This is a genomic window from Methylobacterium sp. ap11, assembly GCF_900110515.1.
Lineage (GTDB): Bacteria > Pseudomonadota > Alphaproteobacteria > Rhizobiales > Beijerinckiaceae > Methylobacterium > Methylobacterium ajmalii.
Window position 1 is genome coordinate 83366 of sequence record NZ_FOEB01000018.1, and the last position, 15893, is coordinate 99258.

At 65.0% G+C, this 15893-nt stretch carries 12 protein-coding genes and 2 pseudogenes; 10 read left to right on the forward strand and 4 right to left on the reverse strand.

What is annotated here, in order from left to right; genetic code table 11:
• Positions 1-15 precede the first annotated feature (15 nt).
• Both BMX97_RS22645 and BMX97_RS22650 read right to left on the reverse strand, forming a co-directional pair.
• The gene (locus BMX97_RS22645; protein WP_091753505.1) at positions 16-675 is read right to left on the reverse strand and encodes a hypothetical protein; all 660 of its coding nucleotides are present in this window, start codon (positions 673-675) and stop codon (positions 16-18) included.
• Positions 672-1904, reverse strand: coding sequence for an ATPase (locus tag BMX97_RS22650; protein ID WP_091753506.1), 1233 nt, complete (start codon positions 1902-1904; stop codon positions 672-674). The genes BMX97_RS22645 and BMX97_RS22650 overlap by 4 nt, the downstream gene beginning before the upstream one ends.
• A gap of 598 nt (positions 1905-2502) precedes the next feature.
• On the opposite strand from BMX97_RS22650, the gene BMX97_RS22655 reads away from it, so the two are divergent.
• The 6 genes from BMX97_RS22655 to BMX97_RS22680 all read left to right on the forward strand — a co-directional run bounded on the left by BMX97_RS22655 (position 2503) and on the right by BMX97_RS22680 (position 7770).
• Positions 2503-3351: a formyl transferase gene (locus BMX97_RS22655; RefSeq protein ID WP_091753507.1), complete on the forward strand. Its 849-nt coding sequence runs from the start codon at positions 2503-2505 to the stop codon at positions 3349-3351.
• A gap of 97 nt (positions 3352-3448) precedes the next feature.
• Positions 3449-4447: an SDR family oxidoreductase gene (locus tag BMX97_RS22660; protein WP_091753508.1), complete on the forward strand. Its 999-nt coding sequence runs from the start codon at positions 3449-3451 to the stop codon at positions 4445-4447.
• Between the two features lie 263 nt (positions 4448-4710).
• On the forward strand, positions 4711-5034 hold the full coding sequence (locus BMX97_RS22665; protein WP_091753527.1) for a YnfA family protein: 324 nt from the start codon (positions 4711-4713) through the stop codon (positions 5032-5034).
• A gap of 192 nt (positions 5035-5226) precedes the next feature.
• Positions 5227-6267, forward strand: coding sequence for an ABC transporter substrate-binding protein (locus BMX97_RS22670; protein ID WP_091753509.1), 1041 nt, complete (start codon positions 5227-5229; stop codon positions 6265-6267).
• Between the two features lie 10 nt (positions 6268-6277).
• Positions 6278-7033 (forward strand): ABC transporter permease, encoded by a 756-nt coding sequence (locus BMX97_RS22675; RefSeq protein ID WP_091753510.1) that lies wholly within the window; start codon positions 6278-6280, stop codon positions 7031-7033.
• Complete coding sequence (locus BMX97_RS22680) at positions 7021-7770, forward strand: ABC transporter ATP-binding protein (RefSeq protein ID WP_091753511.1); 750 nt, start codon at positions 7021-7023, stop codon at positions 7768-7770. Before BMX97_RS22675 ends, BMX97_RS22680 begins: the two co-directional genes overlap by 13 nt.
• Before the next feature lie 36 nt (positions 7771-7806).
• On the opposite strand, the gene BMX97_RS22685 is transcribed toward BMX97_RS22680, so the two are convergent.
• Positions 7807-9156 carry a pentapeptide repeat-containing protein gene (locus BMX97_RS22685; RefSeq protein WP_091753528.1) on the reverse strand — a complete coding sequence of 450 codons (1350 nt, stop codon included), beginning with the start codon at positions 9154-9156 and terminating at the stop codon, positions 7807-7809.
• Positions 9157-9427: 271 nt separating this feature from the next.
• Positions 9428-9866: pseudogene (locus tag BMX97_RS22690) on the reverse strand (LysR substrate-binding domain-containing protein); the annotation flags it as partial.
• Between the two features lie 422 nt (positions 9867-10288).
• Between BMX97_RS22690 and BMX97_RS22695 the strand changes: the two are divergent.
• The 4 genes and pseudogenes from BMX97_RS22695 to BMX97_RS32320 all read left to right on the forward strand — a co-directional run bounded on the left by BMX97_RS22695 (position 10289) and on the right by BMX97_RS32320 (position 13846).
• A pseudogene (locus tag BMX97_RS22695) lies at positions 10289-11395 on the forward strand (hypothetical protein).
• Between the two features lie 540 nt (positions 11396-11935).
• Positions 11936-12475 carry a toxin-activating lysine-acyltransferase gene (locus BMX97_RS22700; RefSeq protein WP_091753512.1) on the forward strand — a complete coding sequence of 180 codons (540 nt, stop codon included), beginning with the start codon at positions 11936-11938 and terminating at the stop codon, positions 12473-12475.
• Positions 12476-12555: 80 nt separating this feature from the next.
• Positions 12556-13176: a hypothetical protein gene (locus BMX97_RS32315; protein ID WP_143074696.1), complete on the forward strand. Its 621-nt coding sequence runs from the start codon at positions 12556-12558 to the stop codon at positions 13174-13176.
• A gap of 178 nt (positions 13177-13354) precedes the next feature.
• On the forward strand, positions 13355-13846 hold the full coding sequence (locus BMX97_RS32320; protein WP_143074697.1) for a hypothetical protein: 492 nt from the start codon (positions 13355-13357) through the stop codon (positions 13844-13846).
• Positions 13847-15893: the final 2047 nt, after the last annotated feature.

Here is a 15893-nt window from a genome sequence, read left to right on the forward strand (position 1 = left end):
CCCTGCCTCACCTCTTCAGAGCTTCGAGGGGTCGAACCAGATGCAGCTGCGGGCGATGGTGGCGAAGTTGATCTCGGACTTCGCCGGCTGCGGCAGCACCTTGCCGTCCATCGCCACGGTGATCTGCTGCGAGGTGGTGCCGTCGCCGAAGGTCTGCGGCCGTGTCAGGTAGCAGTATTGCTGCTCGGGCTTCTGCTCGTCGCCCTTGAAGTTCCAGCCGGTCACGATCGTGCCGTCGAGGAACGGAACGGTCTTGAACACCGTGAAGCTGGTGCGCACCGCGGCATTGGCCGGCGCCTCCGACTTGCCCTGGTTGCCGGTGAGCGAGGACACGTCGGGCAGGCCCTTGGAGGCCGGTACCGGCAGGCCGCCCTCGATCTTGAGGGTGTTGTCGGCGAGCCGGACCTCGCCGCTCGTCTTGAGGGTCGTTGTCTCGAGGGCCTGGGTCAGGGCCTTGGCGAGCGTGTCCGACGCGTTTCCGACCTCGTTCATCGTCGCGTAGCCGTAGAAGGCGGCGCCCAGCCCGGCGCCGGCCAGCCCGACGAAGGCGCCGAACCCGATCGCGCGAAAGAGGAAGGCGCGGGCGTTGGAGATCCGCGCCTCCGCCCGCAGGCGCCCGTTGACGTGCTGGGCGAGCGCGACGTTCTCCGGCGTGCCCGGTGCGAGGTAGCTCACGGTCTCGGTCTCTCGATGCGGTCGTCGTCGCGCGCCGGGGGAGCGGGGGGCGTGCCGGCCTGGGGAACGGTGGGCGAGCGGCGCTGGTCGAGCGGGATGGCGGCGCCGGACGCCACCGCGGCCTCGCGCATCGCCCGCTGCGCGTCCTGGATCTGGGTCGCGCTCTCGGCCATCTGGTTGAGGAGGAGCGGCATGCCTTCGGCCTGCATCACCGTGTCGAGGTCGTCCTCGTCGCGGTAGGTCTTGCGCACCTGCACGGCGCAGAGCGCGAGCAGCGTCGAGGCGAAGGCGGCGCAGAGCGCCGGCGCGAAGACGAAGATGCGCAGGAAGGCGTGGACCTGCTGGTCGGTGACGTCGACCGGATCGGCGCCGTACACCATGGCGGTGAAGGAGTGCAGTTGCGAGCGGCGCACCGCGTCTCGGTAGGCGCCCTCGGCCTCGGTCACCCGGCGGTCGGCGGCGGCGCGGTCGAGCTGCGCCCGGGCGGCGCGGGCCTCCGCCAGGTTCCTGGCCACCACCGCGCGCTCGTCGCCGGCGCTCTTCAGGCTGCCCGCGATGGTGGCGGTGCGCGGATCGGTGACGCAGCGCATGTAGCTGTAGCGCTTGCCGCGGCTGTTGGTGCCCGACAGCCGCTCGCAGCGCTGCCCCGGCAGGCCGGCGAGCTGCGACGAGGCCTCGGCGCTGCGCTTCTCGAGCGCGGCGGCCTCCGCCGTGTACTGCGCCACCCGGGCATCGGCCTGGGCGATGCGGTTGTCGATCGTGCCCCGGTCGGCCTCGGCCTCCTTGAGCAGGGTGCGGGCCTTCGAGGCCTCTGCGAGGCGGGGATGGAACATCATCTCGCCGAGCTGCGACACCGACTTGGTGGTCACGCCCGCCGCCATCACGATGCCGACGATCGCCAGGCCCTTGATCAGCCAGTCGCGCTGCACCCGGATCAGGATGCCGAGCGGTACCCGGCACAGCTCGATCGCCGCGTAGACGATCGGCGCCATCAGCATGAACCAGAAGCTCTGGTCGTTGCGGTCGGCATAGGTCTCGGCGAAGAACCACGCGCCGGCGAGCGAGGTGCAGATCACCAGCGCCTCGACCACGTAGGCGATGCCGACGTAGCCCCAGCGGATGCGATAGCCCTTGCGGACCGCGCGGTCCTGCTTCCAGGCGTCGGACTCGTCGGCCCAGGCGCGCCGCTCGCGCACGATCACCCGATCGGGAGGCTGTCGGCCCATCACAACTCCTCGCCTCGCCCCCTCGGAGGGCGGGTGCGTACACGGAATCTCAATCCTTCCCGCTATGCGGGTTTTGCGCCGAAATTGCGCCCTGGGCGAGCCGGGCATGCCGCGGCGCAGCGTCCCGATTCCGCATTACGCACCGCAAAACGCGGCGGGCCGCGCCGAGCAGCTTGGTTTCGGGTTCTCGACGGATAGCCGTCGTGGTGCGACCGACTCGCGGCGGAGATGCGACGGATCACGGCCGGCCAACCCCTTTCCCGGACGATTGCAGCGAAGCGCAAGGAGATCCGGGATCCAGCGCAACAAGCCGCGAAGCGTCCGTGCGTCTGCAACGGTGAAAGATGAAGAGCCGCTTCGCGGCACGTTTTCCGCTGGATTCCGGATCTCCTCGCGCTTCGCTGCAGTCGTCCGGGAAAGGGGGCGAGCCTTCTCGGAACGCCTGCATGCCGGCATCCACCTTCGTCAGTGTCGTGTACCCATGGTGAACCGGGGCTATCTGATGAGATCCTCGATTCCGCGGGCATTTTTTCGCCGGACCGACATCCGCTTGGTCGGAAAATGCTCTAGAGAAAAAAATCTCGTCGCGGAGAAAGCCCGGTTGCGGATCGCCCTGTTCACCCTCGAAGCCCTGCCCAACGCCCGGGCGGTGCGCCGCTTCGTCGCCGACAACGCCGCGCGGATCGCCTTCGTCGGCCTGTCCGATCCCGAGCGACCGAGCACCGGCGGACTGACCGGCCAGGTCCGGCGCCATCTCGGACGCTCCGGTCCCGGCTTCCTGCCCTACCTGGCGGTCAATTTCGGGCTGCCCGACCTTGCCCGCGGGCTCGCTCCCGCGACCCAGGCGCTGGCGGGCAGCCGCGACGTGCCCGAGGCCACTCCGCTGCGAACCCTGTGCCGGCGCCTCGGCCTGCCGCACGCCACCATCACCGACGTGAACGGGCCGGAGACGACCGGGCACCTGCGCCAGCACCGCGCCGACCTAATCCTGTCGTTCCACTTCGACCAGATCTTCGACGCCGCGACCCTGGCAGCGGCGCCGGGGGGCGGGCTCAACGTCCACCCCTCGCTGCTGCCGCGCCACCGCGGCCCGGTGCCGACCCTGCACGCGCTCCTCGATGAGACGCCGCAATTCGGCGTCACGGTGCACCGCCTCGCGCCGGAGATCGATGCCGGAGGGATCCTGGCGCAGGAAACCGTGGCGCTGCCACCCGACGTCACCGCCTCGCGCGCCGCCGTGCTGCTGCACGAAGCCGGGCGGCCGCTGCTCGAGCGCGTCCTGGTCGAGGCCGAGCGGTCGGGCGCGCTGCCCGAGGGGCGGCGCGTCCCGGTGCTGCCCTATTGCGGCTTCCCGAGCCCGGCCCAGCTGCGCGACCTCAAGCGGCGGGGGCGGCGCCTGGTCGATGCCGGGGACCTGCGCGAGGCCCTGAGCCTGTCGCTCAAGCCCTGAGATCCGAGCCCTAAGACCCGCGGGCGCCGACCCGAATGAACGAAGCGCGCCCGGCTTCGTTGTGGCCATGATACCCCCACCCTGTACGGAGGATTTCATGAGCCGAGCGCACAAGCCTCTCGACCGGCAGGTGATCGTGATCACCGGCGGCTCCAGCGGCATCGGGCTCGCCACCGCCCGGATGGCGGCGCGCGCGGGCGCGCGGGTCGTCCTCGCCGCGCGCAACGCCGAGGCGCTGGCGACCATCCAGGAGGAGATCGAGGCGGCGGGCGGGGAGGCGACCCACGTCGTCGCCGATGTCGGCCGGCGCGAGGACGTGCAGGCCATCGCCGACAAGGCGGTGCAGCGCTTCGGCGGCTTCGACACCTGGGTCAACGATGCCGGCATCTCGCTCTACGGCCGCCTGGAGGAGGTCTCGGACGAGGACCACGACCGCCTGTTCCAGACCAACTTCTGGGGCGTGGTCTACGGCTCGCTGGTGGCGGCACCGCACCTGCGCCGGCACGGCGGGGCGATCATCAACCTCGGCAGCATCGCCTCCGATATGGCGATACCGCTCCAGGGCATGTACTCGGCGAGCAAGCACGCCATTCGGGGCTTCACCGACGCCCTGCGCTCGGAACTGGAACAGGACCGGGCCCCCGTCTCGGTGACGTTGATCAAGCCCTCGGCGATCGACACGCCGCTGCCGCAGCACGCCCGCAACTACCTCGACCGCGAGCCGAAGCTGCCGCCGCCGGTCTACCACCCGGACGAGGTCGCCCACGCCATCCTGCACGCCGCCATCTATCCGCAGCGCGACATCATTGTCGGCGGCGGCGGCCGGGCGATGACCGGTTTCAAGAAGTTCGCCCCCGGCACCTTCGACCGGCTGGGCGCCGTGATGGCCGGCCAGCAACTGCGATCCGAGCCGCCACGGGATCCGCACGGGGCGCTCCACCGGCCTGGCCAGGACGGCCATGTCCGCGGCGACCATCCGGGGATGGTGCGCCACACCAGCACCTACACGCGGGCGAAACTCCACCCGCTCACCACCGGCGCCGTGATGGCGGGCGTCGGCCTCGCGGCGGCGGCGTTGATGAAGCGGCGGGCCTGAAGCCGCCGTGCCGTCGAACGGTGCTGTTCGACGGTGCAAGGCAAGCCCGAACGAGCGTCGGCGCCGATGCCACGGACGCCTCGACGCCGAGGCGGGAGGGTATGATACGAGATCCGGAAGATGACTTGCGGATCTCGTATCACCAGCCAGCGCGGCGCCTGAGCGAAGCCGCTTTCCGCATCGCGAAGCAATCAATCGGAAAGCGTATAAGATCGCTTCCCCGGGCCGGCATGGCGTGGGACAAGCCCACCATGCCGCCTGCGATGCCGACCCTCCTACTCTACGCCGCCGCGGCCTTGGCCGAGATCGCCGGATGCTTCTCGGTCTGGGCTTGGTGGCGGCTCGGCGCCTCGCCGCTCTGGCTCGTGCCGGGGGCGGCGGCACTGGGCGCCTTCGCGTTCCTGCTCGCGCTCACCGAGTCGGAGGCGGCGGGCCGCGCCTTCGCGGCCTATGGCGGGATCTACATCGCGGCCTCGCTCGTCTGGCTGTGGGCCGCGGAGGGCCAGCGGCCCGACCGGTTCGATTGCGCCGGGGCCGCCCTCTGCCTCGCCGGCGCCGCCGTGATCCTGCTCGCACCGCGCGGCTGAGACCGGTCGGCGCGAGCGGTGTCGCCGCACCCGGGACTCGCCGAACATTCTTCTCTCTCGACACCCCGGAGGAGAATTTCCATCTATTATACCCCGTATCGAGAGGTGTCCGATCTTATATCCGGGCTATTCTTGCGCTCCGACAGGAGGATACCCTAAGCGGGCGCTGTCCTTCCTGTCAGACGGCCCGCCATGACCCTCACGCGACGCAGCATCCTCGCGGCCGCCCCGGCCCTCGCGGCCGGGGCCGTGCTGGGCTCCGGGACGCCGGTCCTCGCGCAAGCGCGGAGCGCGCCGTTGCGCGTCGGCCTGATCCCGATCCTCGCGGTGGCGCCGATCATCGTCGCAGAGAAGGAGGGTTGGCTGAAGGAGGCCGGCCTCTCGCTGGGTATCACGACCTTCGAGTCCGGCCCGAACATGATCCAGGCGCTGGCTTCGGGTACCCTCGACGTCTACGTCGCCGGCGTGGCGCCGCTCGGCGTCGCCCGCGCGAAGGGCATCGACGTGAAGGTCGTGGCGGCGACCTCTGTCGAGGAGAACGTCTTCGTCGCCGGCCCGAAGCTCGCCCGCTTCGCCGAGAAGGGCGTCGCCCCCGCGGAGGTATTCAAGCGCTACCGGGACTCCGCCGGCACGCCGGCGCGGCTCGCGACCCAGCCCCTCGGCTCGGTGCCCAACACCACCCTGCAGCACTGGTTGTGGGAGGTGGCGAAGGCCGACCCGAAGGATGTGACCATCGTGTCGATGGGGATTGACGCCACCCAGCAGGCGGTCCTCGCCGGCGCGGTCGAGGGCGGGATCCTGCGCGAGCCCGCGGTCTCGATCGTCACCGGCCGCAACCCGGCGATCCGCCTGATGGCGCTCGGCGGCGAGATGTTCCCCAACCAGCCCGGCACCGTGGTGGCGGTCACCCGGGCGCTCCTCGATCGTGAGCCCGACGCCGTCCAGGCGATCGTGACCGGCATCGTGCGGGCGATCGACCTCATCGGGCGCGACCCCGAGCGCGTCGCCCCGATCATCGAGGCGAGCCTCGGCAAGGGCCTCGTCGACACCGCCACCATCCGCCGCGCCCTCGTCTCGCCGGCGACGCGCTTTGCCGCCGATCCCCGCGCCATCGTCGAGGCGACGGCGGCGATGCAGCGCTACCAGGTGAAGCTCGGCGCGCTCGACCGCGAGGTGCCCCTCGACGGGCTGTTCGAGCCGCGCTTCTACGAGCGTGCCGTCGCGGGGAAGTGAGACCGGCCCCGTGAGAGCCCGCGCCACCGCGGCCCTGCTCCCGCTCGTCGGGCTCGCGGCCTTCTTCGCCCTGTGGGAGGCCGTGCCGCGGCTCGGCCTCGTCAACCCGGCCTTCCTGCCGCCGCCCTCGGTGCTGCCGGAGGCCTTCCTGCGCGAGCTGCGCTCCGGCCAGTGGCTCGCGGCGGTCGCCGGCAGCCTCGGCCACTACCTGGCCGGCCTCGCGCTCGGGGTCGGCCTCGGCATCGCCGCCGGCACGCTGACGGGGATGTCGCGCACGGCGGAAGGGCTCACCGCCTGGATCGTGCGGGTGCTGCGCCCGGTGCCGGGCCTCGCCTGGGTGCCGTTCGCCATCATCTGGTTCGGGGTCAGCCCGGAGGCGGCCCTGTTCATCGTCGCGATCGGCGTGTTCTGGATCGTCTACTTCGCCGCCCACGGGGCGATCCGCGGGGTCGACCGCGACCTGATCGAGCTCGCCGCCGCCTTCGGCTTCCGCTCCGGGCCGGAGCGCCTGGTCACCGTGGTGTGGCCGGCCGCGATGCCGGGCATCCTCGTCGGCGTGCGCACCGCCATCGGCCAGGCCTGGATGGCCGTGGTGGCGGCCGAGATCTTCGGGGTCGCGGGCCTCGGCCAGCGGATGATGCAGGCCTCGACGCTGCTCGCGACCGACATCGTGGTCGTCTACATGCTCACCATGGCGCTGCTCTACGGCGTGTTCGATGCCGGCTTCACCGCCCTCCAACGCTGGATGCTGAGATGGCGGGCCTGATCGCGATCCAGGGCCTCGCCCTGACCTTCACCCGCGACGGTGCCAGCACCACGGTGCTGTCGAATCTCGACCTCGACATCGAGCCCGGCGAGTTCCTGGCGATCGTCGGCGCCTCCGGCGTCGGCAAGTCGACGCTGCTGCGCGTCATCGCCGACCTCGTGCGCCCGAGCGCCGGAACCGTCTCGGTGAGCGCGCCGGAGCCCGGCCGCCGGGCCGTCGCCCTGGTCTTCCAGGATTCGCGCCTGCTGCCCTGGCGCCGGGTGCTCGACAACGTCGCCTTCGGGCTCGAGAAGCTGCGCCTGCCCCGGGCCGAGCGCCGCCGGCGGGCGCTCGCCGCCCTCGAGCGGGTCGGCCTCGCCGAGCTGGCCGGGCGCTGGCCGTTCCAGCTCTCCGGCGGCCAGCGCCAGCGGGTCTCGCTCGCCCGCGCGCTCGCGGTCGAGCCGCACGTCCTCCTGATGGACGAGCCGTTCTCGGCCCTCGACGCGCTCACCCGCGAGTCGCTCCAGGACGAGTTGTCCCGGCTCTGCCGCGCCTCCGGCCAGACCGTGCTGTTCGTCACCCACGACATCGAGGAGGCGGTCTATCTCGCCGATCGGGTGGTGGTGCTGGCGGGCAGCCCCGGCCGGATCGTCGCGGCGCACCGGATCGCGGCGGCCCAGCCGCGCGACCGGGTCGCGCCGGAACTCAAGGCGATGATGCAGGTGATCCGGGAGAAACTGATGGGGGCAGGGGGCTGACGAGCCGGCCCCCGCCGCCCCGGGGCGCCGTCCCGCTCAGCGCCGCAGCCGGTTGCCGAGCACGAAGCCGAACAGCCCCATCAGCACGATGCCGGTCCCGCCCTGCACGCCGACCAGCAGGTTGGTCACCCGGCCGACCGGCTTGATGCCGATCTCCGGCGGGTTCGCCGTCATCATGTTGAGGGCGCTGTAGCTCAGGAGGTCGAGGGCGTTGTAGGTCGCCACGCTCGTGCCCTCCGGGATCAGCCCGCCGGTGAGGCCGAACAGCCCGGCGAAGATCACGATCAGGATCGCGAAGGCGCGAAACAGCCGCGACAGGCTCTCGCCGTAGTCGCACAGCCATTCGACGAAGCGGTCGGCGATCCAGCGGTAGCCGTGGCGCAGCAGGCCGCGGCGGTCGCGGTCACGCCAGGACGTCCGGAACAGCGCGCCGGCATGGAGGCGGCCCATCCGCCGCCGCCGGCGATAGGCCCAGCCGGCCTCGTCGCGGCTGCCGATGCTCTCGAAATTCTGCTCCAGGGCGAGGTAGCTCGCCTTCGCGGCCTCGTAGTCGCCGGCGATCTCCTCGCCGACCGCCTCGCCGATCTGCGCCGCCCGGAACCGGGTGCCGTTGAGCCAGGCGCCGGCGAACCGGGCACCGCGCAGGGCGCAGGACGTCAGGTCGAGCCGTACCAGCGTCGCTCCCGCCAGGTCGGCCCCCGACAGGTCGGCCCCGTCGAGCTTGGCGCCGGTGAGCTTGGCGTTGCGCAGGCGCGAGCCGACGAGCCGCGCCTTGGTCAGGCTCGCGCCCTCGAAATCGGCGTGGGTCAGGTTGGTGTCGGACAGCGTCACCTCGTCGAGGCGTGCGCCGCGGAAGGTGGTGTAGTCGGCATCCGCCCCGGTGAAGTCGGCCCCCCAGAGGTCGGCGCCGGAAAAATCCGCGCCGTCGAGCAGGCTGCGGGACAGGCGGGCGAAGCGCAGCGAGGCATCCCGGAAGCTCGCATCCTCCAGCATCGCCTCGGTGAAGTCGGCCTGTCCGCCGGCCACGCCGACGAAGCGGGCGCCGCTGAGGTCCGCCTTGCCGAAATCGGCTTCCTCGATCAGGGCCCCGGTGAAGTCGGCCGAGCGGGCGAGCGCGCCGGGAAGCCGGGCCCGCTTTAGGGTGGCGCCGGTGAGGTCGGCCTGTTCGAGGTTGCTGCCGGGGATCTCGGCCCCGGCGAGGTTCAGGCCCTGGCGGTCCGCGTCCCACCAGGCCGCTGCCCCGGCGAGCGGCGCGAGCCGGTCGCGGCTCAGGTTCGCCTCGCGCAGGTCGAGTGCGTCCCTCCGGAAGGCGCCGGCCTCCGCCGCGATCTCGGCGAGGAGCGTGCCGACGCGCGGGTCGAGCGGGGTCTGGGGTCGAAGGGTCATCGCTTCGAACCGATCGCGCGTGACGAGCCCGTCCATGCCATGGCGCAGGGGTGTTCCTTGTCGAGACCGTGGAGATGCCGGCGGTATCAGCCACGGACCCGCCGGGAATGCAACGGCGGGGCCAAGGGCAAGGGGCAAGGAAAGGACGGGGGCGAGGAAAGGACGGGGGCCAGGAAAGGACGGGGCCAGGAAAGGACGGGGCCAGGAAAGGACGGGGCAAGGAGAGGACGGGGTAAGGAGAGGACGTGGGGCGAGGACAGGGGTAGCCCGATCATCCGGGTACGGAGTCGCTGCCCACCGTCCCGACCCGCGCCGCCCGCACCTCCGCCAGGAAGGCTTGCGCCAGGCGCGACAGCGGCTCGGCCTCGGACCACAGCATGAAGGCCTCGACCGGCGTCGCCGGCGAAGGCGCGGACCACCACCGGATGCGCGCCGCCCTGCGCGGGCGAGAACGGATCGGCCACCGCGATACCGACGCCGGCCCCGGCGAGCACGCAGGCCGTGTTGCAGTAGCGGACCTCCACGGTCGCGGCGAACGGTACGCCGGCCCGCGCGACGCTGTCCCGCACCGCCTCGCCGAGGCGCGTGCCGCACTCCAGGCCGATGAACGGATGGCGCGCCAGGTCCGCCGGGGTGACCGTGGCCCGGCCGCTCAGCGGATGATCGGGCGCCATGACGCACACCATTTCGCCGCGACGGACCACCTCGTGGGGGCCGATCATGTATCCGATTGAGCCTCACGAAGTCGCTCGCGTCGTGATCCTCGTTGCCCGTTTCATGGCTGCGGTGGGCCCGATCTTCGGTGATGGTCACACGCTTCCAGTGACGGGGACAGACGAGCGGGAGGCGATCTGACCATGTATCAGTTTTTATGTTATCCGCATGGCCTGCATAAGCTTTGCGATCCGGCGCAGGCCCCGGGTGAAGCAGGAGAGCTTGGAGCGTGCCACCTGGGTGGACTGGCGCGTCAGATGTTTTTTTTCCAGGACGACAACATTTGCTGTGTTTTGGGGTGCGGGTTTAGGATGGCAGGCGGGCGGTGCCACTCATGTCCCGCATTCAGGTCCGCGTTGCTGATCGCGAGCAGATCCCGACGCCGGTTTGCCGGGCCTGTCCTGCCTGCGGCCAAGCCATGCCGATCCGCTGCGAGAACCGGCGTACGCTGGTGACGCTCACCGGCACGGTCCGGCTGCGGCTCAAGATCCGCCGCTGCGAAGCGGCGGACTGCCCCCGCTTCCACGAGCCCTACCGCCCTGAGGCCGAGGGCGCCCTCGCGCTGCCCCCGCACGAGTTCGGCCTCGACGTCGTGGCGCTGGTGGGCGCGTTGCGCGACCGCGAGCACCGCTCGGTCCCGGAGATCCACGCCCTGCTGCTCGGCCGCGGCGTGGCCATCGCCGAGCGCGGCGTCACCACCGTCGTCGACCGCTACGACGAGGTGCTGGCCGCCCAACTGGCCGACCCGCAGCATCTGCGCGCGTACCTGGCCGTGCAGGACCGGATCGTCCTGGCGCTCGACGGGCTCCAGCCCGACGTCGGCCACGAGGTGCCGCGGGTGCTGCGCGACTGTCTCTCGGGCCTGGCGCTCATGGCACGCAGCCTTCTGTCGAGCACGGGCGAGGCTTTCGCCCGCTCCTGCACGAGGCGGTCGCGGCCGCCGGCCTGCCGGTGGCGGGGGTGATCAGCGACGGCCAGCACCCGATCCGCAAGGCGGTCGCCACGGCCCTGCCGGGCGTGCCCCACCAGCTCCGTCACTTCCACTTCCTGCGTGAGGCGGCGCTGCCGATCTTCGAGGCCGACCGGCACGCCAAGAAGGAGTTGAAGAAGCGCATGCACGGCGTGCGGCCGATCGAGCGGGCCGTGGAGGGCCGGGACGATCCGGACGCGGAGTTGGTGCGCGGCTATGCGGCGGCGGTCCGCAGCGCGATCTCGGACGACGGCCTGGAGCAACTGTTCGGTTCATATCGCTACCACGAGCGGCGCGCCACCGGACGCAAGACCGCCTCACCCAAGCGCAGTCCTGCGGGGATCGGTGCGGCTGATCGCAGGCCTCGGCACGCGGGCACAGATCAGATCCGCAAGCGACCACGGCCAGGTCGAGCATGCGTGCTGGCGAGATCTCCGTCGCTCGCTCGACAAGCGCCGGCAGGCCCGGACCGCCCGCACCCGCTTCCGCCAGGATGCAGACGCCTACTTGGCCGAACTCGAAAGCCAAGCTTACCAGCAAACTTTGGCGTCCTAGTTTTTTAAATGTATCGTAGACGGCATAAATATATCCGGTACCCCAGACAGCGGTAGAATCTTTGAAGCCCGTAAGTCAATTTACCACAATCTGCGCCGCTAGCGAGGTAATTTTCTGTCCTGTTTGAATGGCGCTACGATGAATTTTCCAGGCAGTCTGTTGATCAAAATCGGATAATTCATTAGTTAGATTCGATTTATACCAATTTAATCGAATAATAAATCAAAATTGTATTTGGAAATCTGCTTTGATAGCAGCAATTGTTGCCTTTTTATCGACCATCCCAATTGCGAATCCGTCAGCAAATGACCGATTAAGAAAAATAAGAGATATCTACATTATCCTCGACGTTGCGCAAGCTTTGCTATTCCGTGGAGCGGAGAGGCTCGCGCGTGCCGCCCCGCATGGGACGTGACGCAGAGGAAGACGGCTCGTGGTCCGGTGCTTCATCGGAGGCGGGCCGCACCGACGGGTGGCGGGTCCGGTTCCCATGTGGACCGGGCCGGCGGCACGACAGTTGGTTGACGCAGAGGACGCATCATGGCGGACGGCATCCAGGCGAGCGCGGCGGCGCAGACAGGTCAGGACGGGGCGCTCGATCCGGCGCTGCTGGCGCAGGTGACGGCGTTCCGCACCCGGCTGCAGGCGAGCCTCGGCGAGGTGGTGCTGGCCCTGGTGAGCCTGCCGCGCTACCGGCACCTCGCGGTATCGGAGCTTCTGCCTCTGGTGATCGAGCCGCTGACGCGGGACCGGATCGCGATCGCGCGGACGGGCGGGGAGGGGCGCCTGGAGGAGACGGCGGGGATCGCGATCTGGGCGAGCGTGTCGGACGCGGTGGACGCCAAGATCCGCGAGCAGGTTCAGGCGCGGGTATTCCCGGTTCGTCTGCAGCCGGAGGAGTGGACGAGCGGGGAGACGGCGTGGCTTCTGGACGTGATCGCGCCGTCGCAGCGGGTGGCGACGGCGGTTCTGGCGAATTTTCGTCAGGTGGTGCAGGACCGTGCGGTGCGGGTACATCCGGTCGTGGCGCAGCTTGTGGATCCGGCGGTGTTGGAGCGGATGCGTATTAGAATTCCGTAGGAACCATAGCCTTGGCTCGTTATTAAATATAAGGGTCGCGCCAATGATCTTGGCTATTTTGCTGATTAGGAATCAAAATCATGAATGAATATGTATGGTTGAGCGATGCACGGCAGGACACCCGTTTGATAATGCCTGTCGAAACGGATATATCTATAGGAAATACTGAAATGGCTATTAGAGGTGAAGATCTTAGTAGCAAAGGAATGCATGTCCCAGAAGATTTATGCCCTAAAAAAATATGGTTGCATGACACAAAGAGAAAAATGAGAAAAATGCCAGATTTGTTTTGGGCGAAAGGCCAGTGGATAGTTTCAGAGAGGGCCGCAGATATAATCAGCGGGTTCTCACTGGGCGAGGGTGCGCTTTATCCCGTGAGGGAAGGCGTGTTTCAGACAGATCGGGAGACTCGCCTAGACGGAAATTATTTTTGCTGGACATTTGGATGTGTCAAAGATGCATTTCTTCCAGATATGTCAAAAAATCTTAGAAAGCCTGCAATTCCAGGATTATGGTGGACTCTACCAGGAGCCCTACATGATGGTGATATTGCTGTTTCGAGTCAATCGGCAATCGGCCCAGACGTATGGATCGATAAGATGCTATTCAAATCTCTGTTTCTAAGTAAGTCGCTGGGAGACGCGCTTAGTGAAGCGGAATTAGATAAGCCATTTCGCATTGTAAAGTCTTATATATCATGAAGTATATTGGTGATAATACATCGACATGCAGTATCGCTGCCTGAAGAGATATGAAAGCAGCGCCAAAAAAACTGTACCGCAAAACCACAAAGCTTATAATCGTTATGCGGAGCAATTTGTCTCCGTAGAGTGCCGCTTTCCTGCGTACAATCTTGCATACATGCCAAGGAGATAGATTATGGCGCGGATGAGCGGACCTCAGTTCTTCGGAGAATTTGAAAGCGAACATCTGTACTCAAAAAAAGTATTTGAATCGCCTAAGCGTTCCCAAGTATTAAACAAATTTGGTCTGACAAGGGATATGATGGGCAATCGGCGTTCGCTTTTCACGAGCGCAGACATCATTAATCAATTGGCAAGCATACCTGATGACCATCCATTTAAAACCACGCTGATCGAATCTGGTTGGGGCACTGTTCTCCACCGCGGAGGTGATACTAACGTTGGCGGATTTCAGGAAGGAAAAACTCAGTTTCAAATCGAGCTGATTGATTCGTGGATCGCGCGTTCAGAGTTGTCATCGGCCGATCCGCTTTATATATCCCAAGACGGTTTAAAATATGCCATAATAGATTTGCATAAATTTACTGATGACCTTGCAATTGGCAGAATCAAAGGGGCAACCGGTGTACCCCTGGGTGTTTTGGGGACTGACAAAGATTTTTTATAATGCATTTGAAATCCGCGACGGGGCTTTCGATCCAGGTATATTTAATAAATTAGATGTTGCTTTAGAAAAAAATGTGCGAGAGCGTCTCGATGCACATATTAAAGTGCTGTCGGCTAGTTCGATGACTCATCAGCTTGCAGATAATCCAGCGCGATTTGCATCGGTCGAAAAACTAGCCGCAGAGGCTATTGCGCGAGGAAGCATTAACCCAGATCAATATAATGATGTGTTAAATATGCTTGGACAGTCCAGAACGGGCGAAGCAAGCATACGTAATGCTGGAATTTTGCTCTATCGTGATCTTTCCAGCAATTTAGAAGTAAATATCGGAGACGTGCCAGGATTTTTTAATCGCGCCTTGGCTGAAGGGTTAGCAATCGGCATAATTGACAGAAATGCCACTCTGCAAAAATTGGAGGCTGAAGTCCAGAATCAGACTAAATTTGTCGAGCTGCTAAATCAACATGGATCCAGCCTTCCTGAACATTTTTCGGAATTTGACCAGGAAGCGAGTCGCGCTATCCACCGCAGTGCTATTACGATTGGTCAGAAAGCGACGTCAATCGCAGCTCAGCTTGGAGAAAATCGGCTCACAGGCTTCAAAGCCTCGATGGGCGGTTTAGGTGTCGGGTACGCAGATACCGTATATGATGCTTTTAGAGCGGGTGCTAAAGATAAGAAGTGGGCGCAATTCTGGATCGAAAGCGCAAAATTTGGACAGGCGGCCGCGCTCGGATTTGCAGGTATTGCTCTGGCTACATCGTTAGTTGCAGGAACTGCCGCCGCTCCATTCGTCGCAGCTGGATTAGGTATCCTGGGTGTAATTGATGCGGGTGTTTCAATCGGAAATATAATCGCAAAAATTGCTAAAGATGCTGCAGGTATCAAAAATGTTCCCGATAATATCGGGGCGATACCAAACGTTATACAGGAAAATACCAACTTCATCAAGCAGCTTGGTGAAGAAGTGTTATACAATTGGGTAAAAGACTCGATTGCTGGCGCTAGCGATCTTGGTTTGCCCGTTATTCCTGGTATTGACACAAAATATATCGCCGACGGTGCCGATTTAAATTATCCTGATCAAGTCAATGGAACAAAAAGAAGCGAGTTGTTCTATGGTAGAAATGGTTCGACTATAGGAGGCGGCGGCGGCGCGGATGAAATATATCACGTGGGGTTTGGGTCGTCGAACGGAGACGAAGGGCAGGATATTGTTGTCGGTATCGATGGAAAAGTAGTAAAGGCAGGAGATTCTCTGCAGCCATGGATGGATGAGGCTGCGGAGGAGCGGCGTCAGGAAAATAATAGAATAAAAATTGAAAACGTAGAACGTGTAAATTTATCTTTGCCTTTGCTCAAAGAGTTACCGGATCTTCCGGATAGCCCGAAGTCGCTGATCGATCGCGTGCTCCGACTAGATGGCGGTGCCGACAACGATATCGTATTCGCAATTCGCGGCGAAGGCGTTCTGACAGCTGGCGGCGCAGGCCGGGATTGGATCTACAATCGCTCAAAAGGTGGCATCATCTATGGTGATACCTCGAGTGGGACGTATGAAAAATTAATTCGTGATGTACAAGGTAATATCGTCCTCAATCCTGACGGAACAAAAAAGACAGAAATTTATACGATCAAAGATAGTGTAGAAAATAGCGACAATATTTGGTATTCACCAAACACTGTTGTCAAAGATGCGCAACATCACGATTTTCTCAAGTTTTACGGACTTACGTTGACCGGTGGAAACGCTGAAGGCGGCGTAGCTGGGCTTATCAATTTTGGTGCGGTCGGCGCCGTGGCCGGACTGGCTAATCTCGCCATTTCTCTTGACGAAAGAGGAAAATACGATCCCGCTCGTTCAATCTACTTCGACCATCTTTTTCCGTGGATGACTTATATTTTCCGCCCCAACGCTAGGGGCAATCTCGACATGTATGTTACGAATACATTTGACCAACTTTTTACCGCCATTTTCGGCGGAACATCAAGCGAGGCTTACAAGGCGCAGCAGGAACTCGACAAGCAAGGCATCCTCAAGGGCTGG

Excerpts from the sequence above, each read along its gene's own strand:
- BMX97_RS32320 (WP_143074697.1), top strand. The coding sequence starts at position 13,355 with ATGGCGCGGATGAGCGGACCTCAGTTCTTCGGAGAATTTGAAAGCGAA.
- BMX97_RS22665 (WP_091753527.1), top strand. The coding sequence starts at position 4,711 with ATGCCGACCCTCCTACTCTACGCCGCCGCGGCCTTGGCCGAGATCGCC.
- BMX97_RS22670 (WP_091753509.1), top strand. The coding sequence starts at position 5,227 with ATGACCCTCACGCGACGCAGCATCCTCGCGGCCGCCCCGGCCCTCGCG.
- BMX97_RS22700 (WP_091753512.1), top strand. The coding sequence starts at position 11,936 with ATGGCGGACGGCATCCAGGCGAGCGCGGCGGCGCAGACAGGTCAGGAC.
- BMX97_RS32315 (WP_143074696.1), top strand. The coding sequence starts at position 12,556 with ATGAATGAATATGTATGGTTGAGCGATGCACGGCAGGACACCCGTTTG.
- BMX97_RS22685 (WP_091753528.1), bottom strand. The coding sequence starts at position 9,156 with ATGACCCTTCGACCCCAGACCCCGCTCGACCCGCGCGTCGGCACGCTC.
- BMX97_RS22660 (WP_091753508.1), top strand. The coding sequence starts at position 3,449 with ATGAGCCGAGCGCACAAGCCTCTCGACCGGCAGGTGATCGTGATCACC.
- BMX97_RS22680 (WP_091753511.1), top strand. The coding sequence starts at position 7,021 with ATGGCGGGCCTGATCGCGATCCAGGGCCTCGCCCTGACCTTCACCCGC.